At 71.4% G+C, this 17,178-nt stretch carries 15 protein-coding genes, 1 pseudogene and 1 riboswitch; of the genes and pseudogenes, 5 read left to right on the forward strand and 11 right to left on the reverse strand.

Annotation, left to right across the window (positions count from 1 at the left end):
* Positions 1-4 precede the first annotated feature (4 nt).
* The 7 genes from hisG to ribD all read right to left on the reverse strand — a co-directional run bounded on the left by hisG (position 5) and on the right by ribD (position 5,389).
* Entirely contained in the window at positions 5-853 is an 849-nt protein-coding gene (gene hisG, locus RNL97_RS04640; RefSeq protein ID WP_030589477.1) for an ATP phosphoribosyltransferase, read from the reverse strand.
* A 65-nt stretch (positions 854-918) separates the two neighbouring features.
* The gene (locus RNL97_RS04645) at positions 919-1,191 is read right to left on the reverse strand and encodes a phosphoribosyl-ATP diphosphatase (protein WP_003970410.1); all 273 of its coding nucleotides are present in this window, start codon (positions 1,189-1,191) and stop codon (positions 919-921) included.
* 35 nt (positions 1,192-1,226) lie between these two features.
* Positions 1,227-1,712, reverse strand: a complete 486-nt coding sequence (gene ribH, locus RNL97_RS04650) for a 6,7-dimethyl-8-ribityllumazine synthase (RefSeq protein ID WP_003970409.1) — start codon at positions 1,710-1,712, stop codon at positions 1,227-1,229.
* A 31-nt stretch (positions 1,713-1,743) separates the two neighbouring features.
* Positions 1,744-3,042 (reverse strand): bifunctional 3,4-dihydroxy-2-butanone-4-phosphate synthase/GTP cyclohydrolase II, encoded by a 1,299-nt coding sequence (locus RNL97_RS04655; RefSeq protein WP_030589480.1) that lies wholly within the window; start codon positions 3,040-3,042, stop codon positions 1,744-1,746.
* Positions 3,039-3,683, reverse strand: a complete 645-nt coding sequence (locus RNL97_RS04660) for a nicotinamide mononucleotide transporter family protein (protein WP_030589483.1) — start codon at positions 3,681-3,683, stop codon at positions 3,039-3,041. Before RNL97_RS04660 ends, RNL97_RS04655 begins: the two co-directional genes overlap by 4 nt.
* Complete coding sequence (locus RNL97_RS04665; RefSeq protein WP_030589486.1) at positions 3,680-4,288, reverse strand: riboflavin synthase; 609 nt, start codon at positions 4,286-4,288, stop codon at positions 3,680-3,682. Before RNL97_RS04665 ends, RNL97_RS04660 begins: the two co-directional genes overlap by 4 nt.
* Complete coding sequence (gene ribD, locus RNL97_RS04670; RefSeq protein ID WP_313750411.1) at positions 4,289-5,389, reverse strand: bifunctional diaminohydroxyphosphoribosylaminopyrimidine deaminase/5-amino-6-(5-phosphoribosylamino)uracil reductase RibD; 1,101 nt, start codon at positions 5,387-5,389, stop codon at positions 4,289-4,291.
* Between the two features lie 174 nt (positions 5,390-5,563).
* Positions 5,564-5,694, reverse strand: a riboswitch (FMN riboswitch).
* A gap of 321 nt (positions 5,695-6,015) precedes the next feature.
* Here ribD and RNL97_RS04675 point away from each other — a divergent pair.
* Positions 6,016-8,376, forward strand: a complete 2,361-nt coding sequence (locus tag RNL97_RS04675; protein ID WP_030589492.1) for a chitinase C-terminal domain-containing protein — start codon at positions 6,016-6,018, stop codon at positions 8,374-8,376.
* A 71-nt stretch (positions 8,377-8,447) separates the two neighbouring features.
* Positions 8,448-8,694 (forward strand): annotated as a pseudogene (locus tag RNL97_RS04680) (NAD-dependent epimerase/dehydratase family protein); the annotation flags it as partial.
* A gap of 86 nt (positions 8,695-8,780) precedes the next feature.
* On the opposite strand, the gene RNL97_RS04685 reads toward RNL97_RS04680, so the two are convergent.
* Positions 8,781-9,971 (reverse strand): ROK family transcriptional regulator, encoded by a 1,191-nt coding sequence (locus RNL97_RS04685; protein WP_030589495.1) that lies wholly within the window; start codon positions 9,969-9,971, stop codon positions 8,781-8,783.
* Between the two features lie 167 nt (positions 9,972-10,138).
* On the opposite strand from RNL97_RS04685, the gene RNL97_RS04690 reads away from it, so the two are divergent.
* From RNL97_RS04690 to RNL97_RS04700, 3 genes are all read left to right on the forward strand, one after another.
* Positions 10,139-11,365, forward strand: a complete 1,227-nt coding sequence (locus RNL97_RS04690) for an MFS transporter (RefSeq protein ID WP_030589499.1) — start codon at positions 10,139-10,141, stop codon at positions 11,363-11,365.
* 149 nt (positions 11,366-11,514) lie between these two features.
* Positions 11,515-12,906, forward strand: coding sequence for a uracil-xanthine permease family protein (locus tag RNL97_RS04695; RefSeq protein WP_030589502.1), 1,392 nt, complete (start codon positions 11,515-11,517; stop codon positions 12,904-12,906).
* 275 nt (positions 12,907-13,181) lie between these two features.
* Positions 13,182-13,877 carry a DUF5995 family protein gene (locus tag RNL97_RS04700; RefSeq protein ID WP_243313442.1) on the forward strand — a complete coding sequence of 232 codons (696 nt, stop codon included), beginning with the start codon at positions 13,182-13,184 and terminating at the stop codon, positions 13,875-13,877.
* 27 nt (positions 13,878-13,904) lie between these two features.
* Here RNL97_RS04700 and RNL97_RS04705 read toward each other — a convergent pair whose 3' ends face one another.
* From RNL97_RS04705 to RNL97_RS04715, 3 genes are all read right to left on the reverse strand, one after another.
* Positions 13,905-15,599 (reverse strand): flavin monoamine oxidase family protein, encoded by a 1,695-nt coding sequence (locus RNL97_RS04705; RefSeq protein ID WP_243313444.1) that lies wholly within the window; start codon positions 15,597-15,599, stop codon positions 13,905-13,907.
* 48 nt (positions 15,600-15,647) lie between these two features.
* Complete coding sequence (locus RNL97_RS04710; RefSeq protein ID WP_243313445.1) at positions 15,648-16,445, reverse strand: carbon-nitrogen hydrolase family protein; 798 nt, start codon at positions 16,443-16,445, stop codon at positions 15,648-15,650.
* 184 nt (positions 16,446-16,629) lie between these two features.
* Positions 16,630-17,088, reverse strand: a complete 459-nt coding sequence (locus RNL97_RS04715; protein ID WP_030589514.1) for an Lrp/AsnC family transcriptional regulator — start codon at positions 17,086-17,088, stop codon at positions 16,630-16,632.
* Between the last annotated feature and the right edge of the window lie 90 nt (positions 17,089-17,178).

A 17,178-nucleotide genomic window follows, 5' to 3' on the forward strand; every position in this document is an offset into this window, starting at 1 on the left:
GCCGTCAGAGGCGGCAGGCGTGGATGGCCGTGGTGAGGATGGCGCGGGCGCCGAGCTCGTACAGGTCGTCCATGATCCGCTGGGCCTCCTTGGCGGCGACCATGGAGCGGACGGCGACCCAGCCCTCGTGGTGCAGCGGGGAGATGGTCGGCGACTCCAGGCCCGGGGTGAGGGCTACGGCGCGCTCCAGGTGCTCGACACGGCAGTCGTAGTCCATCATCACGTAGGACCGGGCGACCAGGACGCCCTGGAGGCGGCGGAGGAACTGCTGCACCTTGGGGTCGTCGGCGGGGGCGCCGTTGCGGCGGATGACGACGGCCTCGGAGGTCATGATCGGCTCGCCGATCACTTCCAGTCCGGCGTTGCGCAGGCTGGTGCCGGTCTCCACCACGTCGGCGATGATCTGGGCGACGCCGAGCTCGATGGCGGTCTCGACCGCGCCGTCGAGGTGGACGACGGAGGCCCTGACGCCCGCCTTGGCGAGGTGGTTGGCGACGATGCCCTCGTAGGAGGTGGCGATCGTCATGCCGTCGAAGTCCTGCGGGCCCGCCGCGGTGCCGGGCTTGGTGGCGTAGCGGAAGGTGGAGCGGGCGAAGCCGAGCTGGAGGATCTCCTCGGCGTCGGCCTCGGAGTCCAGCAGCAGGTCGCGGCCGGTGATGCCGATGTCGAGCTTGCCGGAGCTGACGTAGATCGCGATGTCGCGGGGGCGGAGGTAGAAGAACTCGACCTCGTTCGAAGGGTCGACCAGGACCAGTTCCTTGGACTCCTTGCGCTGCTGGTAGCCGGCCTCATGGAGCATCGCCATCGCAGGCCCGGAGAGTGAACCCTTGTTGGGGACGGCGATGCGCAGCATGGGGTCGGCTTCCTTCGTGCGGAGGGGAGAGAACAGAGACAGGGGCGTGCGGTGCTCGGGGCCGGTCAGAGATGGGCGTAGACGTCGTCGAGCGAGATCCCGCGGGCGACCATCATCACCTGGACGTGGTACAGCAGCTGGGAGATCTCCTCGGCGGCGGCTTCCTTGCCCTCGTACTCGGCGGCCATCCAGACCTCGGCGGCCTCCTCGACGACCTTCTTGCCGATGGCATGGACGCCCTTGTCGACCAGTTCGGCTGTGCGGGAGGTCGCGGGGTCGCCCTCGGCGGCCTTGAGCTGGAGCTCGGTGAAGAGCTCTTCGAAGGTTTTGTTGGCCATGATGGTCCTCAGAATACGGGGTCGCCGGGGCGCACTCAGCGCCAGGGTTCGCTGACGGTCCGCAGCGTGGCCGCGGTGGCGACCGCGGCGGTGACGGCTTCGTGCCCCTTGTCCTCGTTGGACCCTTCGAGGCCGGCCCGGTCGAGCGCCTGCTCCTCGGTGTCGCAGGTCAGTACGCCGAAGCCGACGGGAACACCGGTGTCGACGGTGACCTGGGTGAGGCCGAGGGTGACGCCCTGGGAGACGTATTCGAAGTGGGGGGTGCCACCGCGGATGACCACGCCGAGAGCGACGATCGCGTCGTAACCGCGTCCGGCGAGCACCTTGGCGACGACGGGCAGCTCGAAGGAGCCGGGCACCCGGAGCAGGGTCGGCTCGTCGATGCCCAGCTCGTGCAGGGCGCGCAGCGCGCCGTCGACGAGTCCGTCCATGACCTTCTCGTGCCACTGGGCCGCGATCACGGCCACGCGCAGGTCGCCGCAGTTGCGTACGGACAGTTCGGGTGCACCCTTGCCGCTCATGTTTCTCCTGTTGCTGGTGACGAGGTGTTCGTTACTGGTTGGCGCAGGTCGACGCCGGGGTTCCGTCGAGCCACGGCAGATCGTGGCCCATGCGGTCGCGCTTGGTGCGCAGGTAGCGCAGATTGTGCTCGCCCGCCTGGACGGGCATGGGCTCGCGGCCGGTGACGGCGAGTCCGTGGCGGACGACGGCCGCGGTCTTCTCGGGGTTGTTGGTCATCAGCCGCAGGCTGGTGACGCCGAGGTCCTTGAGGATCCGGGCGCCCGCCGCGTAGTCGCGGGCGTCGGCGGGCAGGCCGAGCTCCAGGTTGGCGTCGAGGGTGTCGACGCCGCGCTCCTGGAGTTCGTACGCACGGAGCTTGGAGAGCAGGCCGATGCCGCGTCCCTCGTGGCCGCGGAGGTAGACGACGACGCCCCGGCCCGCTTCGGTGATGCGCCGCATGGAGGCGTGCAGCTGGGGGCCGCAGTCGCAGCGCTGGGACTGGAAGATGTCGCCGGTCAGGCACTCGGAGTGGATGCGGACGAGGACGTCCTCGCCGTCGCCGAGGTCGCCGTGGACCAGGGCGACGTGCTCGACCCCGTCGGCGATGGAGCGGTAGCCGAACGCGGTGAAGTCGCCGAACGCGGTGGGCAGCCGGGTCCGGGCCTCGCGGCGGACGGTCGGCTCGTCGCTGCGGCGGTAGGCGATCAGGTCCTCGATGGAGATGATCGTCAGGCCGTGCTTGCGGGCGAAGGGGATCAGCTCGGGCAGCCGGAGCATCACCCCGTCCTCGCCCGCGATCTCGACGATGGCCCCGGCGGGGCGCAGCCCGGCGAGCCGGGCGAGGTCTACGGCGGCCTCGGTGTGGCCGTTGCGGACGAGGACGCCGCCGGAGCGGGCGCGCAGCGGGAAGATGTGGCCGGGCCGGACGAAGTCGCCGGGTCCGGCGACGCCGCCCGCGAGCATCCGCAGGGTGGTGGCGCGGTCGGCGGCGGAGATGCCGGTGGTGACGCCGTGGGCGGCCGAGGCGTCGACGGAGACCGTGAAGGCGGTCTGCATCGACTCGGTGTTGTCCTCGACCATCTGCGGCAGTTCGAGGCGTTCCAGCTCGTCGCTCTCCATGGGCGCGCAGATCAGGCCGCGGCACTCGCTCATCATGAAGGCGACGATCTCGGGGGTGGCCTTCTCGGCGGCGATGACGAGGTCGCCCTCGTTCTCGCGGTCCTCGTCGTCCACGACGACGACGGGCCGGCCCGCCGCGATGTCTCGGACGGCCTGCTCGACCGGGTCCAGGGAGAGGTTCTCGGGGAGCGGGTCGTGGTCGGGGTGCAGCCAGGTGGGCTGGGCAGTCATGCCGTGGCTCCTTCCAGAGCGGGTGTCCGCGTACGCAGCCACCAGTCGCGCATCCCCCACAGGACGAGGGCGCCGTAGATGACGTAGACGAAGCCGGAGAAGGCGAATCCGTTGGCGAAGTTCAGGGGTACGCCGACCAGGTCGACGAGCAGCCAGGCGAACCAGAACTCGACCATGCCGCGCGCCTGGGCGTACATCGCGACGACCGTGCCGACGAAGATGTACGCGTCCGGCCACGGGTCCCAGGACAGGGTGGGGACGGCCGTGAACAGGCCGCCGACCGCGAGGGTGCCGAGCGCGGCGGCGCCGATCAGCACGCCGCGCTCGCGCCAGGTGGCGAAGCGGACGGCGATGGAGCCGTCCTGGGCCTGCTGCCTGCCGCGGTTCCAGGACCACCAGCCCCACAGGGCGACGACGATGACCACCAGCTGCTTGCCCGCGCTGCCGGAGAGGTGCGCGGAGGCGAAGGCGACGAGCAGGATCACACCGGAGAGGAGCTGGGCGGGCCAGGTCCAGATGGAGCGCCGCCAGCCGAGGGCCAGGGCGATCAGGCCGACGACGTTGCCGATCATGTCCGACCACTTGATGTGCTGGCCGAACACGGTGAAGGCCTCGGAGTTGAGCCAGTTCGCGAGGTTCATCGCTGGTCCTGTCCGGCCCGGTCGCCGAGCATCCGCTCGACGTACTTGGCGATGACGTCCACTTCCAGGTTGACCGGGTCGCCGGGCTGCTTGTGGCCGAGCGTGGTCAGGGCGAGGGTGGTGGGGATGAGGCTGATGGTGAAGAAGTCGGCCGCCGCGTCGACGACGGTGAGGCTGACGCCGTCGACGGTGATGGAGCCCTTCTCCACGACGTACCGGGTCAGCTCGGGCGGCAGGGAGACCTTGACGATCTCCCAGTGCTCGGAGGGGGTGCGCTCGACGACGGTGCCGGTGCCGTCCACGTGGCCCTGGACGAGGTGTCCGCCGAGCCGCCCGCCGAGCGCCATCGGGCGCTCCAGGTTGACCCGGGAGCCGGGGGCGAGCGCGCCGAGGCTGGAGCGCTTCAGCGTCTCGGCCATCACGTCGGCGGTGAATTCGCCGTCGCCGGTGTCCACGACGGTGAGGCAGACACCGTTCACCGCGATGGAGTCGCCGTGCTTGGCGCCCTCGGTGACGAGGGGGCCGCGCAGCCGGAAGCGGGAGGCGTCGGCGAGCTGCTCGACGGCGGTGACCTCACCCAGTTCTTCGACAATTCCGGTGAACACTCAGTTTCCCTTCCGAGCAGGGGCGGGGACGGCGGTGACGCGCAGATCGGGGCCGATCGGCACGGCCTCGGTGACATCGAGGCGCAACGCCTGGGAGATGGTGGAGATTCCGGCGTCCGCAAGGGCGGCGGGGCCCGCGCCGAGCAGGACCGGGGCGAGATAGCCGACGACCTTGTCGACCTTTCCCGCGGCGACGAAGGCTCCCGCGAGGGTGGGGCCGCCTTCGAGGAGTACGGAGCGGACACCCCGGGTGCGCAGGGCTTCGAGGAGGGCGTCGAGGTCGAGGCCGGGTCCGGTGGCCGCGCGGGGCAGCCGCAGGACGGCTGCCTCGGGGAGGTGGCCGGCCGGGACGTCGTCGGCGACGGCGATCAGGGTGGGCGCGGTGGCGTCCAGGACCCGGGCGCCGGGCTTGACGGCGGTGGCGTTCGTGTCGACGACGACCCGCAGGGGCTGGGTGGCGCCGCCGACGCCGCGTACGCCCAGCTGAGGGTCGTCGATGCGGGCGGTGCCGGAGCCGACGAGCACGGCGTCGGCCTCGGCGCGCAGCCGGTGGACGTCGGCGCGGGCCTCGGGCGAGGTGATCCAGCGGCTGGTGGCGTCGGCGGCGGCGATGCGGCCGTCGAGGGTCGCGGCGTACTTCCACAGGACGTACGGCCGCCCGAGGCGCACCGAGGTCAGCCAGGCGGCGTTGCCCGCCTCGGCCTCGTCGGCGAGGAGGCCCTGCGCCACCTGGACACCGGCCGCGCGCAGGGTCTCGGCACCGCCGGTGGCCTGCGGGTTCGGGTCGCCGACCGCGTACACGACACGGCTGATCCCGGCGGCCAGGAGGGCCTGGGCGCAGGGGCCGGTGCGGCCGGTGTGGTTACAGGGTTCGAGGGTGACGTAGGCGGTGCCGCCCCGGGCCCCGCCGCCTGCCGCGCGGAGCGCGTGGACCTCGGCGTGCGGCCCTCCGGCGCGCTGATGGAAGCCTTCACCGGCCACGGCTCCGGCGGCGTCGGTGATCACACATCCGACGACCGGATTGGGGCTGGTGGAGCCGAGACCGCGGGCGGCGAGCGTGATCGCTCGGCGCATGGCGGTGATGTCGGCTGCGGTGTCCACCGGGTCCTCCTGCCTCTTCGGGCACGGACTCCGGGGCCTGTCGATGACGACAGATAGAGCGGATCACCAGCGAGAACGCCGCGAACCCGAGGACGGGAAACGCCAGGAACGCACGGCGTCCCGGGAAATTCCCGGCCATGCGTCCGCCGACGGCGGCGTACCGATGACGAACCGCCGCGCACTGCCTCCCATCCGGACTTTAACCGTCGGTCCAGGAATCTCACCTGGTCAACCGGCCGCTGGCTGCGGACGGGTCGCGGACTGTAACCGCCGGTTCGGAATTGCACCGACCCCGGAGTGCGCTGCTACTGGTACGGAACCAGTCTGCCACGGACGCCTCTCGGCCATGCGGGTGAGCGCTGTGGGCTGGGTCACAGGATCCACCGACCGGGTCACGCCGAGTCACGGAAAACCTGGCGCGTTCCCGTCGGGACGAACGCGACAACGTAGTCATTCACGAAGTTGAGCCTTGAAGGTCCAGACCTATTGACGCACTGGTCTAGTCCTCTTAATCTCTGCGTCACCTCCGAGGTTCGGTCCCACGGTGGGCGCACACCGGGACCCCGACAGACCCGCCCCCTTTTCGCCAGTTGTGTTCTGCCGACCTCCCCAGGAGGAACGACCACATGCTGTCCCCCACCCGAGCGAGAGCCACGCTCCTCGCCGCCGGCGCCGCCGTCGCCGGACTGCTGCTGAGTTCGCTCGCCGCAGGCCCCTCGGCCGCCGCCGACCAGACCTCCTGTCGCCCCGACGGCCTTTACCAGACCCCCGGCGTCAACGTTCCGTACTGCTCCGTCTACGACGCCGACGGACGCGAGAAGATGGGCGCCGACCACCAGCGGCGCGTCATCGGCTACTTCACCAACTGGCGTACCGGCAAGGACGGCAAGGACGCCTACCTCGTCCCGGACATCCCGTGGGACAAGGTCACGCACCTCAACTACGCCTTCGCGCACGTCGACGGCTCCAACAAGCTCTCGGTCGGCCCGGACAGCGCCGACAACGCCTCCACCGGGATGACCTGGCCCGGTGTCGCAGGCGCGGAGATGGACCCGGCGCTCCCCTACAAGGGGCACTTCAACCTGCTGACGAAGTACAAGAAGCAGCACCCGAACGTGAAGACCCTGGTCTCCGTGGGCGGTTGGGCCGAGACCGGCGGCTACTTCGGCCCCGACGGCAAGCGCGTCGACTCGGGCGGCTTCTACTCGATGGCGACCAACGCCGACGGCTCGGTCAACCAGGCGGGCATCAACACCTTCGCCGACTCCGCCGTCGCCTTCATCAAGAAGTACGGCTTCAACGGCGTCGACATCGACTACGAGTACGCCACCACGATGAAGGACGCGGGCAACCCGCTGGACCACACGCTGGCCAACGGCCGCCGCGCGGGCCTGGTCAAGGGCTACGACGCCCTGATGAAGACGCTGCGCGAGAAGCTCGACCGCGCGGGCGAGGCCGACGGCAAGCACTACCTGCTGACCGTCGCCGCCCCCTCCTCCGGCTACCTGCTGCGGGGCATGGAGACGTACCAGATGCAGAAGTACCTGGACTACGTCAACATCATGTCCTACGACCTGCACGGCGCCTGGAACGAGTACGTCGGGCCCAACGCCTCGCTGTTCGACGACGGCAAGGACAACGAGCTGGCGCAGGCGGGCGTCTACACCACCTCGCAGTACGGCGGCCTGGGATACCTCAACACCGACTGGGCCTACCACTACTTCCGCGGCTCGATGCCGGCCGGCCGCATCAACATCGGCCTGCCGTACTACACCCGCGGCTTCAAGAACGTGCAGGGCGGCACCGACGGCCTGTGGGGCAAGGCGGCCACGACCGACTGCCCGGCGGGCGCGGGGCTGACCAAGTGCGGTGACGGCGCGGTCGGCATCGACAACCTGTGGCACGACAAGGACACCAACGGCAAGGAATCGCCCGCCGGTTCCAACCCGATGTGGCACGCGAAGAACCTGGAGAAGGGCATCGTCGGGGACTACGTCACCGACTACGGCTTCCCCGCGAACACCCGGTTGACCGGCACGTACGCCCGTAAGTACGACTCCACGCTGGTCGCGCCGTGGCTGTGGAACGCCGAGAAGAAGGTGTTCCTCTCCACGGAGGACGAGCAGTCGGTGAAGGCCAAGGCCGACTACGTCGTGGACAAGGGCATCGGCGGCACGATGATCTGGGAGCTGGCGGGCGACTACCGTTGGAACGCGGCGAAGGGCCAGTACGAGACCGGCTCCACGCTGACCACCGCGATGTACGACGCCTTCAAGTCGGCCACCCCGTACGGCGCGAAGCGCTCCACGATCGACCTGCCCACCCAGGCGCTGGACATCGACGTCTCCTTCGGGCAGTTCCCGCTGGGCGACTCCAACTACCCGATCAGCCCCAAGCTGAAGATCACCAACCGGACCAAGGCCACGCTGCCCGGCGGTACGGAGTTCCAGTTCGACTACTCCACCTCCGCCCCGGCCAACGCCAAGGACCAGTCCGGCTTCGGTACGACGATCATCCGCAGCGGCCACACGGCGGCCAACAACATCGGCGGCCTCAAGGGCGACTACAACCGCGTCTCGCTGAAGCTCCCGGCCTGGCAGAGCCTGGCCCCCGGCGCCTCGGTCGAGCTGGACTTCGTCTACTACCTGCCCACCTCCACCCCGTCGAACTGGACCGTGGCCTTCGGCGGGAAGTCCTACTCCCTCGCCGGTGACCTGACCCGCGGCACCACGGTGGTCGAGCCCGGCACCGGGCCCAGCCCGACGCCGACACCGGACCCGACCGGTCCGACCCCCACCCCCACCCCCACCCCGACGCAGCCGGGCGGCAGCTGCTCGGCCCCGGCGTGGAACGCGGCCACCGAGTACGGCGGCGGCTCCACCGTCAGCCAGGACGGCCGTCAGTGGAAGGCCTCCTGGTGGACGAAGGGCGAGAAGCCCGGCACCACCGGAGAGTGGGGCGTCTGGAAGGACCTCGGCGCCTGCTGACCCCTCCGGCCCGGCGTGAGCGGCTCTTCCCGCTCACGCCGGGCCACAGCGCGCTCTGGCAGGCCGGCCCCATGACGACGATTCTGGTCACCGGCGCAACCGGAACCCTCCGCCGGCAGGTCGCGGAGCGGCTCCGCACCGAAGGGGCCGCCATCCGGGGGGCTCAGCCGCCGCTCCCCCTCGTACGCCGTCGACCTGCGGGACGGCAAGAGCCTGGACGCGGCAGTCGAGGGGACCGACGTGTTCGTCCACTGCGCCACCACCCCGCGCGGCGGCGACGACCGGGCAGCGGGGTTCCTCGTCAACGCGGCGAGGCGCGATGCCATCCGCAGAGCCTGAGGCGATGCGGCGCGCACAGCCGTCCGCGCGCCTCCGGTTCGGCCGCCCGGTTCCGGTCCGCCCGGTCAGCCCTCCGGGGCGAACAGCGCGTCCTGCGCCGCGTCCCGGGCGGTGACCAGCGCACCGCGCAGCACCGCCCCGTCGCCCAGCGAACCGGCGCGGACCTCGGTGCGCAGAGGCGACATCGTGGCCAGCCTCTCCTCGACCCGGGCGGCGAGCGCGGCCCCGCCCGCATGGCCGACGGCCCCGGCGAGCAGCACACAGCCGGGGTCGAGCACCGAGACGACGGCGGCGGACCCGAGGGCGAGGCGGTCGGCGACCTCCTTCAGGAAAGGCTCCCCCGCCTCCCCCGCCTCCAGGGCGGCCCGCACCGCGTTCACGGCGGCCGCCTCCTCCTGCCCCTCGGCCACGGTCCCGCGGTCCACGAGCCCGTACGCGGCGGCGAGTTCGCACAGCGCGACGGAGCCGGCCAGGGAGTGGAAACCGCCCTCGCAGTTGACCGCCGACGGGAGCCCGCTCACCCCGGGGACCGGAAGGAAGCCGATCTCCCCCGCGCCGCCGGAGGCCCCCTGACGCAGCTTGCCGTCCAGCATCACGGCGGCCCCGATCCCCTGGCCCAGCCAGAGCAGGACGAAGGTCTCCCGGTCGTGGGCGGCGCCCTCCCGGTGCTCCGCGACGGCCGCGAGGTTCGTCTCGTTCTCCACCAGGACGGTGGCCGGGAGCCGCCGCTGGAGCTCCCGGACCAGGCCCCGGTGCCAGGCGGGCAGTCCTGAGCTGTCGCGCAGTTCGCCGGTGCCGGGGTCGATCAGCCCCGGCGCCCCGATCCCGACGCTGTGCAGGGGTACGGACCCGGCCGCGCGGGCGGTGCGCTCCAGGAGGGCGGCGGCCCGCTCGACGGCGGGTTCGGTGCCGGTGTCGCTGCCGATGGGCAGTGAGTCCTCGGCGAGCGTCGTCCCCAGCAGATCGGTGACGACCACGCTGACGCTGCCGAGGCGCACGTCGAGCGCGGCGAGATGGGCCCGGTCGGCGACGATCCCGTACAGCTTGGCGTTGGGGCCGCGACGGACGGCTCCGGACTCGCCGACGACCCGGATCAGACCGGCGCTCCGGAGCCGTTCGACGAGGTCGGCGACGGTGGGCCGGGAGAGTCCGGTCAGCGTCTTGAGCTGGGTGGCCGTCAGCGGGCCGTCCTGCTGGAGCAGCCGCAGGGCGAGCCGGTCGTTGATGGCCCGAGCCGTGCTCGGAGATGCGGGCATACCGGGATCCTTCCAGATGGCCGCCCCGCCGCCTTTCGCGGCCGATGAGAATCGACTATTTATCAGGCAGGGTTCCTGATAGTTTACGCCACGCATCGTCGCGCGGAAGCGCCGGATGCGCCGGAACGGCCGGCGTCCGAGGATTCCCAGGGGAGGGGCTCGACGGCATGACGAAGGACTCGACCGTCACGGTCTACAGCACACAGCAGGTGAAGCGGGCGCGGATCGCCGTCGCCGCGGTCTTCACCGTCCACGGGGCGGTGACCGGCAGCTTCGCGACCCGGGTGCCCTGGATCCAGGACCACGCCGGGGTGAGCGCGGGCCAGCTCGGCCTGGCGCTGGCCTTCCCGGCGATCGGTGCGTCGATCGCGATGCCGCTGGCGGGCCGGATCAGCCACCGGTTCGGCGCCCGGACCGCGCTGCGGGGGCTGCTGATGCTCTGGACACTGGCACTGATCCTGCCCGCGCTGGCGCCGAACCTGGTCACCCTCTGCGCCGCGCTGTTCGTCTACGGGGCGACGGCGGGGATGTCCGACGTGGCCATGAACGCGCTGGGCGTCGAGGTGGAGAACCGTCTCGACAAGTCGATCATGTCGGGGCTGCACGGTATGTGGAGCGTGGGCGCGCTGATCGGTTCGGCGGCGGGCACGGTCGCCGCCCACACCGCGACCGACGCCCGGACGCACCATCTCGTCGCGGCCCTGGTGCTCACGGCGCTGGGCCTGATCGCCTGCCGGGAGGTCCTCGACATCCAGAGCCGCCCGGACGAGGAGCCGCCTCCGCGGTTCACGCTGCCGCCGAAGTCGGCCCTGATCATCGGGGCGGTCGGGTTCTGCGCGGTGTTCGCCGAGGGGGCCAGCCTGGACTGGTCGGCGGTCTACCTGCGGGACGTCCTGGACAGCTCGGACGGTCTGGCGGCCGCGTCCACCACGGCGTTCGCCCTGATGATGGCGGTGGCCAGGATCGCCGGGGACCGGATCGTCGACCGGTTCGGCGCGGTCCGCACGGTGCGGACCGGCGGAGTGATGGCCACCGCGGGCGGGCTGCTGGTCGTGCTCTCGCCCTCCCCCGCCGCCGCGATGTGCGGCTTCGGACTGCTCGGCCTGGGCGTCGCGGTCGTGGTCCCGCTGGCCTTCGCCGCGGCGGGGCGCAGCGGGCCGAACCCGAGCCAGGCCATCGCGGGTGTCGCCACCATCACGTACACCTCCGGTCTGATCGCCCCCTCCGCGATCGGCTCGCTGGCCGAGGCGACCTCGCTGGTGGTGTCGTTCGGCGTGGTGACGGTGCTGGCCTTCGGCCTGGTCCTAGGCGCGGGGGTGCTCCGGTCGGCCGACCGGAAGGTCACCGGCTCGGCGGTCGGCGAGGGCACGACGACGAGCGCCGCCCGAAGCTGACGCGGTGCCGCGGGGCGGCGCGGTGGGTGACCTCCGCGCGGCCGCCATCGGGCGCACCACTACCATGGCGCTGATCTTTTCCGCAGGTGAACACCGAACCCCGGGTCGCAGACCGGTCGGCACACCGAGCAGACCTTCAGGGAGCAACCATGAGCCTCGGCGTGCGCTGGACCTTGCACGGCGACGGGAAGACCCCCGCACCCGGGGCGGTGGTCCGCCCCGACGAGCGGCTCTCCTGGCCCCGTACGTTCGGACTCGGCGCCCAGCATGTCGTCGCGATGTTCGGGGCGTCGTTCGTCGCCCCGGTCCTGATGGGCCTGGACCCGAACCTCGCGATCATGATGTCCGGTGTCGCGACCGCGATCTTCCTGCTGGCGACCAAGGGCCGGGTACCCAGCTATCTGGGCTGCTCGCTCTCCTTCGTCGGCGTCGCGGCCACGATCCGGGCGAGCGGCGGTGACAGCGCGACCGTCACGGGCGCGGTGCTGGTGGTCGGCGCGGCCCTGTTCCTGGTGGGCCTCGCCGTGCAGCGGTTCGGCGCACGGATCATCCACGCGGCGATGCCGCCGGTGGTGACGGGCGCGGTCGTGATGCTGATCGGCTTCAACCTGGCGCCGGTTACCGCCTCCACCTACTGGCCGCAGGACCAGTGGACGGCGCTGGCGGTGATGCTGTTCACCGGCCTCGCCGTGGTGTGCCTGCGCGGTTTCCTCTCCCGGATCGCGATCTTCCTGGGGCTGGTCTTCGGGTACGTGCTCTCCTGGGTGCTGGACCTGGTCTTCGGGAAGATCCACTCCCCGGCGGGCGGGGCGGAGGCCGTCGACCACTGGCGCCTCGACCTCTCGGCCGTCGGCCAGGCCGACTGGGTCGGGCTGCCGTCCTTCCACGCGCCCGCCTTCGAATGGTCGGCGATCCTGGTGGCGCTGCCCGTGGTGATCGCGCTCGTCGCGGAGAACGCCGGGCACGTCAAGGCCGTCGGCGAGATGACCGGCGACCCGCTGGACGACAAGCTCGGCACCGCCATCGCGGCGGACGGCGCGGCCTCCATGCTCTCCACCGCCGTGGGCGGGCCGCCCAACACCACGTACTCCGAGAACATCGGCGTGATGGCCGCGACCCGGGTCTACTCCACGGCGGCGTACTGGGCGGCGGCCTGCTTCGCCCTGCTCTTCGGCCTGTGCCCCAAGTTCGGCGCGGTCGTCGCCGCGATCCCGGGCGGGGTGCTCGGCGGGATCACCGTGATCCTGTACGGGATGATCGGCCTGCTCGGCGCGCAGATCTGGCTCAACGGCCGGGTGGACCTGCGTAATCCGCTCAACCTCGTCCCGGCCGCCGCGGGCATCATCATCGGCGTCGGCGGGGTCAGCCTGAAGATCACCGACAACTTCGAACTGAGCGGCATCGCGCTCGGCACGCTCGTCGTGATCACCGGCTACCACGTGCTGCGGGCCTTCGCCCCGGCCCACCTCAAGACGCAGGAACCGCTGCTGGATTCGGGCACCTCGGCGTACGACGAGAAGCCGGGGCCCGAGAAGGGCTGAGCCGTTCGAGGACGGCCCGGGACCAGGTCGTACGGGGCCGGGCCGGGCTCACCCGGCGCCCAGGGCGTAGGCGCACCCCGGGGTGAAGGAGCCCGCCGCGCCCAAGCCCAGTTCTCCGCGGTCGAAGTAGACCGGGTCGGCTGTGCGCAGGGTGCGTCCGGTAGGCGGGTGCCGGCACTCCTCGATCCCCGTTTCCGGCAGCGCTGTTCGCCCGTTCCGATGAACACTCGGGCCGATCGGCGCCGTGGGGGGCCCAGGGCTGGGACGCTCCGCGCATGACGCAGATCGAGCAGTTCCCCCTACCGGGCCCGGGCGGTCCGCCGACGGGCGGCTCCCCGGTGATCGAACGTATGCGGGAATTGCGCGCCGGGTGGCCGTCCGGGGAGGGGGTGGCGGTCTTCAACACCGCCTATCTCAAGGTCGTCGAGCGGATGGCCCCGGACCTGGGGCCCACCGACCGCGAAGCCGCCCTGCTGGGCGTTCGCTGCGCCGAGCGCTATCTGTCGGCCGCCGAGACCGCCGCGGCGGGCGGGCGGCCGCCGGAGTGCTGGCGCCCGCTGCTCCCCTGCCGCCGCCATCCCCGCGTACGTCCGCTGCAGTTCGCCCTCAGCGGTCTCCAGGCGCACGTGGGGCACGACCTGGTCCTGGCGGTGGTGGACACCTGCCATACGCTCGGCTGCGAACCCCCGGACCTGGAGGGGGAGTTCGAGTGCGTGGGTGAACTCCTCGCCTTGCTGGAGGAGCGGATCCACGACGACCTGATGCCGGGCCCCGACCTCCTGGAGATCGCGGATCCGCTGACCCATCTGGTGAGTTCCTGGTGCCTGGAGCGGGCCCGCGAGGCGGCCTGGTCGGCGGCCCGGACGCTCTGGCGGCTGCGCGGATTCCCTTCGCTGGCCGAGGAGTTCCGACAGCGGACCGACGCGGGCGCGGGTCTGGTGGGGCGGCTTCTGCTCACCCCGTGCCGCTGACGCCCGCGTCGGCCCCCTGCGCCGGACTCAGTCCTCCGGCAGCTCGACCGGAGCGATCTCGTCGAAGACGTCCCCGGGGCCCGGGTTGGTCGCGTCCGTCGCCCCGCCGAACTGGTGCATGACGCCCCACACGGCGTTCAGCGCGGTCTGCACGGCGCCCTCCGCCCAGCCGGCCGTCCAGGAGATGTCGTCCCCGGCGAGGAAGATGCCCCGCTTGTCCTCCGGCAGCCGGTCCTGCACGAAGTGGGTGAACAGCCGCCGCTGGTAGCGGTAGTGGCCGGGCAGGTTGGCCTTGAACGCGCCCATGAACCAGGGCTCGTTCTCCCAGGAGACGGTGACCGGGTTGCCGATGATGTGGCTGCGGATGTCGACGTTCGGGTAGATCTCGCCGAGCGACTTGAGCATGACCTCCATGCGCTCCTTCGGGGAGAGCGGCAGCCACTTCAGGCTGTCGTCGCACCACGTGTAGGAGAGGCAGACGACGGCGGGCCTGTCCGGCCCGTCGTCCAGGAGGTACGTCCCCCGGGTCATCCGGTCGGTGAGCGTCATCGACATGGTGTCGCGGCCGGTGGTCTCGTCCTTGTCCAGCCAGAACGGGCGGTCGACCGGCACGAACAGCTTGGACGACTCCATGTAGTGGGTGCGCTCCATCGCCGTCCAGTGGTCGATCGGGAAGAGCGCGTCATCGCAGTCGATCTTGGAGAGCAGCAGCCAGGACTGGCCGGTGAAGACCGCGGCCCGGAAGGTGCGGATGTCGCCGGTGGCGTCGGTGACCGTGATGCGGTTGCCCGCCGTACGGGTCAGCCGGGTCACGGCGCCGCGCGGCTCGCCGCCGTGCAGGGAGGAGAGCGAGGTGCCGAGCGGCCAGTGGACGATCTTCTGCGGCTCGCGGTCCCACAGGCGCAGCGGAAGCTGCTGGCTGCCGCCGACGATGCCGCGGTGGTGGTCGTCGGCCTCGGTGTAGACGACGCGCAGGATCTCCAGGATGGAGTTGGGGAAGTCGGTGTCCCAGCCGCCGGTGCCGAAGCCGACCTGGCCGAAGATCTCGCGGTGCCGGAAGGACTTGAAGGCCTCGGACTCGCAGAGGAAGCCGTAGAAGGTCTGGTTGTCGAGCCGCTCGACGAGCTGCGACCAGATCTCCCGGATACGCGGGACGTCGCGCTCGCGCAGCGCCCGGTTCATGTCGGAGAAGTCGGCGCCCTCCTCCAGACAGGCGTTCCACGCCTCGGCCACGTCGCGGTAGACCTGCGGGAGGTCGTCGATGGTCTCGGCGTAGTGCGACTCGCCCTTGAGGTCCACGACGGTCGAGGGCGTGGCCGGGGAGAGCGGGTTGGGGAAGGGCCGGGTCCGCAGGCCCACCAGGTCGATGTAGTGCTGGAGCGCCGTGGAGGAGGGCGGGAAGCGCATGGCGCCCATCTCGGCGGTGAGGTCGCCGTCGCAACCGTCGAAGCCGACGGTGCGCAGTCGGCCGCCGATCCGGTCGGCCTCGTAGACCACGGGCTTGAGGCCCATCTTCATCAGCTCGTACGCGGCGATGATGCCCGAAAGCCCGCCGCCGATGACGGCGACCTCCTGACCGTGCTCGGTCGCCGGTATCTGCCCGAGTCCCGCCGGGTGGGCGAGGAAGTCGTCGTACGCGTAGGGGAAGTCCGGCCCGAACATGGTGATCGGCGGGGCGGCCGCGTCGGTGTGCTGGACGGCGTTGGGCACCGTGGACGTCATGGGGTACGGACTCCTTGCGCGGTACGGAGGTTCGGGGAGGGGGCGGGCTCAGGCGAGGGAGCCGTAGAGACCGGGGCGGCGGTCTGCGAGATACGGGTTGGCGGCGCGCGAGGCGGCCAGGTACTCCGGGTCCACCTCGCCGATCACGAGTTCCTCGCCGCGTCCGGCGCGGGTGCGCACGACCCCGTCGGGGCCGGCCAGGCAGCTGAGCCCGACGAACTCGAACTCCCCTTCCGGGCCGGTGCGGTTGACGTACGCCACGTACATCTGGCTCTCGAAGGCCCGTACGGGGACGACGGATTCGGCGACGAACTGGAAGGGGTGCATCTGCGCGGTGGGAACCAGCAGCAGATCGGTGCCGGCGAGGGCGTGCGCCCGGACGTTCTCCGGGAACTCGACGTCGTAGCAGATCAGCAGGCCGATGCGGATGCCGTCGAGGTCGGCCTGGACGACGGTCCGGTCGCCGGGAGTGAACCACTCCTGCTCGAAGCAGCCGAACAGATGGGTCTTGCGGTAGTTCGCGAGCCGCGCGCCGTCGGGGCCGATGAGCTGGGAGGCGTTGAAGATCCGCTCCCCGTCGCGCTCCGGGTAGCCGTAGAGGACGGCGAGGCCGTGGCGTACGGCGATCTCGGCGATCGCCTTTGAGCCGGGTCCGTCGGCGGACTCGGCCAGCTCGGGCACGGCGTCGCCGATGGCGTATCCGGTGAGGAACAGCTCGGGCGCCACCAGCAGCCGGGCTCCCGCGTCGGCGGCCCGGGCGGCGGCCTCGTCGAGCGCCTTCAGGTTCTCGGCGACGGCGCCGGGCCGTCCGGAACTCTGGAGCAGGGCGGTGCGCAACGACGGCATGGCTGACCTCGGGCGGTGCGGGCGGAGTGGGGAGACGTATCGAAGGTACGTGGCCCGGATCGGCCCGGACAAGGCGCGAGTGTTGCGCGTCGACCGTCGATTCGTTGCGCGGGAAGGGCCCTGGGCGGCGAATCGTTGCGTCGGGCATCACCGCAGGTCAGCGGGGTGATGTGGGCCACCCGTTTCAGACCGGCGGGGCCTCCGCGGAGTACCTGCGCAGCAGCGGCGAGAGCACCAGCACCGACTTCGTACGCTCCACGTACGGCTCCCCCGCGATGCGCTCCAGGACCTGTTCGAAGTGGCGCATGTCGGCGGCGAAGACCTGCACCACCGCGTCCGCCTCGCCGGTCACGGTGGAGGCCGAGGCGATCTCCGGGTAGCGGGCGAGGCCCTGTTTGATCGCGTCCGGGGAGGTGTTGCGGCTGCAGTAGATCTCGATGAACCCCTCGGTCTCCCAGCCGAGCGCCGCGGGGTCGACCCGCACGGTGAAGCCGGTGATCGCGCCCTCGGCGCGCAGCCGGTCGACGCGCCGTTTCACGGCGGGGGCGGAGAGGCCGACGATGGCGCCGATGTCGGCGTAGGAGCGCCGGGCGTCTTCGGCGAGGGCGTGGACGATGCGTTCGTCGAGGTCGTTCAGGCGCACGTCGGGCGGTTCACTATCTCTGCGGTGGGTCGGCTTGCGGGAGGCGGTGCGTGCCGCCTCCCGCAGTAGACCACGGGCCGCCGTCCTGGG

This window comes from Streptomyces parvus, from assembly GCF_032121415.1.
Lineage (GTDB): Bacteria > Actinomycetota > Actinomycetes > Streptomycetales > Streptomycetaceae > Streptomyces > Streptomyces globisporus_A.

Coding starts and splice junctions, on each gene's coding strand:
- hisG (WP_030589477.1), bottom strand. CDS start 853: ATGCTGCGCATCGCCGTCCCCAACAAGGGTTCACTCTCCGGGCCTGCG.
- RNL97_RS04645 (WP_003970410.1), bottom strand. CDS start 1,191: ATGGCCAACAAAACCTTCGAAGAGCTCTTCACCGAGCTCCAGCTCAAG.
- ribH (WP_003970409.1), bottom strand. CDS start 1,712: ATGAGCGGCAAGGGTGCACCCGAACTGTCCGTACGCAACTGCGGCGAC.
- RNL97_RS04655 (WP_030589480.1), bottom strand. CDS start 3,042: ATGACTGCCCAGCCCACCTGGCTGCACCCCGACCACGACCCGCTCCCC.
- RNL97_RS04660 (WP_030589483.1), bottom strand. CDS start 3,683: ATGAACCTCGCGAACTGGCTCAACTCCGAGGCCTTCACCGTGTTCGGC.
- RNL97_RS04675 (WP_030589492.1), top strand. CDS start 6,016: ATGCTGTCCCCCACCCGAGCGAGAGCCACGCTCCTCGCCGCCGGCGCC.
- RNL97_RS04685 (WP_030589495.1), bottom strand. CDS start 9,971: ATGCCCGCATCTCCGAGCACGGCTCGGGCCATCAACGACCGGCTCGCC.
- RNL97_RS04690 (WP_030589499.1), top strand. CDS start 10,139: ATGACGAAGGACTCGACCGTCACGGTCTACAGCACACAGCAGGTGAAG.
- RNL97_RS04695 (WP_030589502.1), top strand. CDS start 11,515: ATGAGCCTCGGCGTGCGCTGGACCTTGCACGGCGACGGGAAGACCCCC.
- RNL97_RS04700 (WP_243313442.1), top strand. CDS start 13,182: ATGACGCAGATCGAGCAGTTCCCCCTACCGGGCCCGGGCGGTCCGCCG.
- RNL97_RS04705 (WP_243313444.1), bottom strand. CDS start 15,599: ATGACGTCCACGGTGCCCAACGCCGTCCAGCACACCGACGCGGCCGCC.
- RNL97_RS04710 (WP_243313445.1), bottom strand. CDS start 16,445: ATGCCGTCGTTGCGCACCGCCCTGCTCCAGAGTTCCGGACGGCCCGGC.